This window comes from Brasilonema bromeliae SPC951, assembly GCF_012912135.1.
GTDB lineage: Bacteria > Cyanobacteriota > Cyanobacteriia > Cyanobacteriales > Nostocaceae > Brasilonema > Brasilonema bromeliae.
Genome location: NZ_QMEB01000318.1, coordinates 1 through 5,935 on the forward strand (window position 1 = coordinate 1; position 5,935 = coordinate 5,935).

Sequence of the window (5,935 nt, forward strand, 5' to 3'; positions counted from 1 at the left end):
GAGGGTTTCCCTCCGTAGGCGACTGCGAACCCGAAGGGCTTCCCGCAGGGTACTTAAGTTCAAGGCGTACTATCGGTGAAGCACGAGATCTCCAAGACTTTCACAAGTTATGTTTCTCCTTTAAAGCTTCCCATCTTGCCTGATCTGGATCAAAGTCAGGCGGAACGGGAGGAGCATTTTCAAATAAACCCTCAAATGCTTTCACTCTTGACTTTCTCTTAGGTGTTTCTGGTTGTGACTCGGTTTCTGGAACTGTCGAATTAGCAGCCGTTTCAACAGCCTGCAAGACAATCACTTCCACATCTCCGGCTGGGATTTGAACGGGTTCGGTAATCACTAAGTTACCTGCTGTATCGACTTTCCCCTTGAGTTTGTAAGCTTGCATAATATTTCTCCTATGACTCTGCTTCTAGAGTATCCCGCGCTGCCGAAATTGCCTCGCGCAACGATTCTGGACACTCCGCACCCATTTCTTTCCGCCAGATTGCATCAAATTGGCTTTCTCCTAATTGGTTGAGCATTCGTCCTAAATTATTGATATCCAAGCCAATTCGCTCTTGGTTATGCTCTAAGTCAATTTCTAAAGTTTTAATGTAAATTTTCAGCGCCTCAGTCCAATTTTCTTCGGTTTATAACAATCTACCCCAATTTTTCAATGTTCTTGAAGCTGTATACCAATCGCCGAATTGCCCAAAAATTTCAAAGGCTCTAAAGTAATAGGTGTGCGCCTCCTCAAATTGCCGTTGCTCCTCGGCTACCATGCCCAGTTGGTTATAGACAGTTGCAGCGTTGTACAAATCCCCCGCATTTTCTTTAATCTCGACGGCTTTGAGGTAATAGGCACGTGCCTCCTCAAATTGCCGTTGCTCCTCGGCTACGATACCTAGTTGGTGATAGACAGTTGCAGCGTTGTACAAATCTTCTGCATCTTCCAAAATTTTCAGAGCTTTGAGGTAATAGGCGCGCGCCTCTTCAAACTGCCGTTGCAGATACGCAACATTACCCAGTTGGTGATATTCTATAGGAGCGTTGTACAAATCCCTTGCATCTTCTCTAATCTTCAAAGCTCTGAGGTAATAGGCACGTGCCTCCTCAAACTGCTGTTGCTCCTGGGCTACCATACCCAGTTGGTGATACTGACCCGCAACGTTGTAAAAATCCCGCACATCTTCATAAATCTTCAGAGCTTTGAGGTAATAGGCGCGCGCCTCCGCAAACTGGCGTTGCAGATACGCAACATTACCCAGTTGGTGATATTCTCTGGGAGCGTTGTACAAATCCTTTCCATCTTCTGTAATCTTCAAAGCTTTGAGGTAATAGGCGCGCGCCTCCGCAAACTGCCGTTGCAGACACGCAACATTACCCAGTTGGTGATATACAGTAGCAATTTTGTCATTCACTGAGGAGTCATTTAAAGCCGTTAGTTCATCCAGAATTTCTTGATAAATTTTCTCAGCCGTTTTTAAGTCAGCCTTTTGAAGTGCTTCATTTCCATCTATACCCCGCAAATACACCCAGAAATTAAAACCACTTTTACCCTTTACCTTCGCATCTGCCAAGTGGTTGCCAATTTGGTTCAGCACTCGTTTTCGCAGTGACTTAAATTCTGCTTGACGATTCCACCGCTCATACACGTCTCCCAAAGCTTGCAGAATTGTCTGTGCTTCAGCCCATTCCTCCTGCTGTTCAGCAAGTCGCAAGTTTTGCAACAGATTCGGTTCTTCAACTTGCAGCACAAAGCTTGCCAGTTCTGCGTTGCTGATTAGTTTATTACGAGAGTTATCCGCCAACATCGCGTAAAAAACCAGCAACTTTTTTTCCAGTTCACTGATCACCTCCTGCGAATTTATTGAGTTTAACTGTTGGCGTAAATACCACGGTAATGCTGGGTGAATTTTGTAGATAGTATTACCCAAATGTTCCAGAATGCCTGCTGCTACAGCTTCATTAAGTAACCTGAGCCAATCAGCTTCTTGTAAGTTTTCCTCAAACACCGCCTGATATGCTTGTCCATATTCGTCATCAGGATTTGATGATAAATGATTGAGCCAATGAACACCAACTCGCTCACAGAAAAAACCCAAAAACGGCAAATGCCGACGCGCCTGTTCCGATAACTTAGAAAACGAATAATCCAACGACAGCGTGAGAGATTTATCTCGTCCTTCTTCCTCTGCACCAGAAAAAGTATCTAGTCCTTTGCGCAAAGCCTCAATCAACTGTACTGCACTCTGCGTCTTTAAATGAGGCAACACCACTCGCAAAGACAGCGGATGTCCCCCCAACAGTTTCAACAAATCCAAATACTCTGCTGGCAGATTCTTCCTATCTACTCCCGCCGTTTCCAAAATCTTCGCCGCTAACTCCTCAACATCCTGCTTTTGCAGTCCCCGCAAATTCACCAGATTGTACGCACAATCGAGCCAAGACTCCTCGCGGCGACTGGTAATCAATACCCAAGATTTACCGCCGCGCAACTCTTTGAGAAATCGCTGCAAATTCTCTCGCTCATCTGCACTCAACAACGGCTCATTTCCTGTAGGAAATCCCGCGACTGGTTCAAAGTTATCCCAAATCAGCAGACAAGGATTTTTCTTCAGATAGTTGAGTACTCCTTGAACTTGTTTCTCTTCCTGATATTGGGAAAATTTATCTCCCCAAATCTTCCTACCCACTTGATTGACGACACGACTTAGCGTTGCGCCATGTTCAAAAGAAGTAAAGAATATTGTAGAGCGTCCTTGAGTCTCATCCAGCCAGCGCCCAAAACCACAAGCTAACTCAGTTTTGCCGACGCCACCCATGCCTTGCAACAACACGATATTATTTTGGCGAAACGCCCGTTCTAAACGCAATATATCGTAATCTCGCCCAATAAAGCCGTAGCGTCCTTCCTGTGGAAACTCCACCAAGTTGGTCACAACTTCCTCGAAGTAATCTTCGAGATCATCTTCTGTTGGAGTAAAGGGCTTGTAGGATTCCTGCTGATACAACACTGGTACTAACCAATCTTGCAGCGGCTTATCGCCTTTGGGACTAGGGCGCAGTTGCTTATTCACAAGTTCCTTGCGTCCCAAAGCTACCGCGTACTCCAGACTCTCTCCCCGTACTAACTCGCCATACAACCGCCCCATGAAATGTTTAGCAGCTTGAGCATACACAGTATAAGCCATTGCTACCACACCTTTCGCCCCCAAGGATACCAAGCGTGTCGCCACTGAAGAAAATTTTTCTTCTCCCTCCTGAGCAGATTTGCAAGCGTTTAAGATAAAAATCGGCACGCGACAACTTTCTAAATTCTGAGCGATTTGTGCTGCTGTGATGATTTGCGGCGAACCATCATTCGCTTCAAACACTAAAACTCCTTGCCCAGCTGCACCCAAGGTGTGCTGAAATCCTGTGCTATTGGGGTCGAAATTTCCATGTCCATCAAAATGAACGATGTGATAAAACCCCTTATTGGCGTTCAGTTCCCGTTCAAACTGCTCAAAGCTGGGCGGACGCAGGACTTTTATATTGACTTTTTTCTTAATATCTGATAAGGCTGTTAGGAGAGGACGGGCAATAGTTTTGAAGGCAATATCTTGTTCACCGTAGGGACGAGCAATCACGAGCAAAATATTCAGCTTGTCGCTGGGTAACTCACCCATTTCTGCTCGCACAGCGTATTCGCTCAGACTACGAGACATTCCTGCAAGTGAAGGTGCGAGAAATTGGCGTTAGCGAAGCGGCTCCGGAGGAGCATCGCCTGGTGAAAAAAGCAACTCCCAAGGCAAATTCAGCACTTCCGGATTATCAGAAGTCACAACAAGTTCGCACTTATCCAGCCCATCAAAAGTAGCAGCTTGAAAAAATTGCCGCGTTTGCTCGCTACTTCTAAACACTAACTCAAATAACTGCTCTCCCCATGTTTGCAACTTCTGCTCAATCTTGGCTGCATTGTCTGGATATATACCATAGGGAAAGCTGAGATACTCTTCCAAATACCAGCGTAAATCTATCAACGCCTGCTTCTCAAAAGGATGCTGAAATGCTACCGCTGGTGCAGAACGAAGCGCAGCTTGTCCGCGTTGCCAGAAAAGTTGAATCGAATCTCCCTCATGATGAATTCGCAAACAATTTATCGCCATATCTGCTCCACTCGCTAGGTTTACAGTAATACTTCCTTTACTGATGACTTCACGTAAATTCAGAGACTTTCCGGAGACATTTCATCTCTAACGAGTGGTGTTATTTTTTGTTTATTTTTGTAAACTTTTATTGAGCTTCCTTTTTTTGTTCTGTCTGCTGCGAATCGTTTTCGTCAACTTTTTGGGTGTTACCTGCTTTTACCCAACCTTCTTGTTTACCAGCTTCTTTTTCGTCACCACCTTCCAAGCGAATTTTTTGCCAGACTTTATCTTGGCTTTCTTGCAAAACGATAACTCTTGAATTAAATCCAACCCCACCAATACGTTCAGCTTCTTGCTTTGGTTCTCCTCGCAAAATTAAGCCTTGCTTCCAAGTGATACGCGCATGGTAAGCTCCTGGTGGTAATGATTTTGCAGATGGCGTTGGTTTGGGGGTTGGTTTGGCTGAGGCTTTAGCTTTAGCCTGAATTGCAGAGGTTGCTTTGGCTGCTTTAGCCGCAGTTACTTTTGGATCTTCCCCTCTGACTGCAGGACTATCATTGGCAAAAATGGGTTTGGCGGGGGGCATAGAAGTTCGATTGATGACATACAAAGCAGTCGCAAATCCGCCGCCAGCTAAAATAGCGATCGCCAATAAAATCCCAAGCGTATATTTCAGTATATTGACAAAAACCACAGTGACAACCTCACACTACAAATTTATGAATTATAAATTATGAATTCTGAAAATATTGAGTGTTCATAATTCATAATTCCGAACTCATTATTGCAGAGTTGGGGTAAAATGCCGTCGCCTAGCGCGCCTCATACCCCAACATGCCTCTGACATCTTACCCTGACTGAAGTTTAGGAAGACGGTCTCCCTCCAGAAAACCCTTTGGGCATATATGGGCTATCGCTCAATGGATTGTGTTTGGAAGCCAAACGCGCCCTACCAGCCGCCGCCCATTCTTGCAATTTCTGAATTTGTTCGACGGCGGTTCGTGCTAATGGTATAATCTGACTAGCAGATTCTAAAATATCATCGGTTGTAAAGTCCCGATTTTGGCTAAATCCGATGTGCATCGCTTCAATTAATGTTTGCTCAATTTCTGCGCCAGAAAAATCAGGTGTTTCGTAAGCTAATCTGTCAATATCGTAATCTTTCAAGTTATGGGCGCGTAGTCGAGATAAGTGTACATTAAAAATGGCTTTTCTCTCTTCTTGGCTGGGTAAACCAACAAAGAAAATTTCATCCAACCGTCCTTTTCGTAACATTTCTGGTGGTAATGCTTGAATATCGTTCGCAGTCGCAACAACAAACACAGGTGAGGTTTTCTCGGCTAACCAGGTAATAAATGTACCAAAAACACGACTCGTGGTTCCCGCGTCTCCTTTGCTACCAAGTCCGGAAAAAGCTTTATCTATCTCATCTATCCACAAAACACAAGGCGCAAGGGCTTCGGCGACTTGTATCATTTGTCGCGTACGAGATTCAGATTCACCCACCAAACCCCCAAACAATCTTCCCACATCGAGACGCAGCAAAGGTAAATGCCAGTGATGGGCGATCGCCTTTGCAGTTAACGATTTCCCTGTCCCCTGAATTCCCACCAACATCAAACCACGGGGGTGTGGTAAACCGTACTGTCGCGCCCTTTCGGTAAACGCGCCACCCCGACGCAAAAGCCAGTCTTTGAGGTTATCCAATCCGCCAATATCAGAAATTTGCTCAGTGGCTGGGTAAAAGTCGAGGATTTGGGTTTGACGAATTGTTTGGCGCTTTTCTTCCAAAACCAAGTCTACATCTTCTGGTTGCAATTCTC

Annotated in this window: 6 protein-coding genes; all 6 read right to left on the reverse strand. The window is 45.1% G+C overall.

The features are described from left to right. Nucleotides 1–100 precede the first annotated feature (100 nt). Nucleotides 101–385, reverse strand: coding sequence for a hypothetical protein (locus DP116_RS26495; protein ID WP_169157982.1), 285 nt, complete (start codon nt 383–385; stop codon nt 101–103). 10 nt (nt 386–395) lie between these two features. Further along, nucleotides 396–545: a hypothetical protein gene (locus tag DP116_RS29785; RefSeq protein WP_246275809.1), complete on the reverse strand. Its 150-nt coding sequence runs from the start codon at nt 543–545 to the stop codon at nt 396–398. An 84-nt stretch (nt 546–629) separates the two neighbouring features. Beyond that, nucleotides 630–3,689, reverse strand: coding sequence for a CHAT domain-containing tetratricopeptide repeat protein (locus DP116_RS26500; RefSeq protein WP_246275810.1), 3,060 nt, complete (start codon nt 3,687–3,689; stop codon nt 630–632). Between the two features lie 30 nt (nt 3,690–3,719). Further along, on the reverse strand, nt 3,720–4,130 hold the full coding sequence (locus DP116_RS29790) for a hypothetical protein (RefSeq protein WP_246275811.1): 411 nt from the start codon (nt 4,128–4,130) through the stop codon (nt 3,720–3,722). A gap of 127 nt (nt 4,131–4,257) precedes the next feature. Then, entirely contained in the window at nt 4,258–4,806 is a 549-nt protein-coding gene (locus DP116_RS26505) for an SH3 domain-containing protein (RefSeq protein WP_169157983.1), read from the reverse strand. A 170-nt stretch (nt 4,807–4,976) separates the two neighbouring features. Further along, nucleotides 4,977–5,935: AAA family ATPase (locus tag DP116_RS26510; protein WP_169157984.1), on the reverse strand; the 959-nt coding region annotated here is incomplete at its 5' end.

What these genes read in the sequence shown, in the direction of transcription:
- DP116_RS26495 (WP_169157982.1), bottom strand. Translation starts at nt 385, where the DNA reads ATGCAAGCTTACAAACTCAAGGGGAAAGTCGATACAGCAGGTAACTTA.
- DP116_RS29790 (WP_246275811.1), bottom strand. Translation starts at nt 4,130, where the DNA reads ATGGCGATAAATTGTTTGCGAATTCATCATGAGGGAGATTCGATTCAA.
- DP116_RS26500 (WP_246275810.1), bottom strand. Translation starts at nt 3,689, where the DNA reads ATGTCTCGTAGTCTGAGCGAATACGCTGTGCGAGCAGAAATGGGTGAG.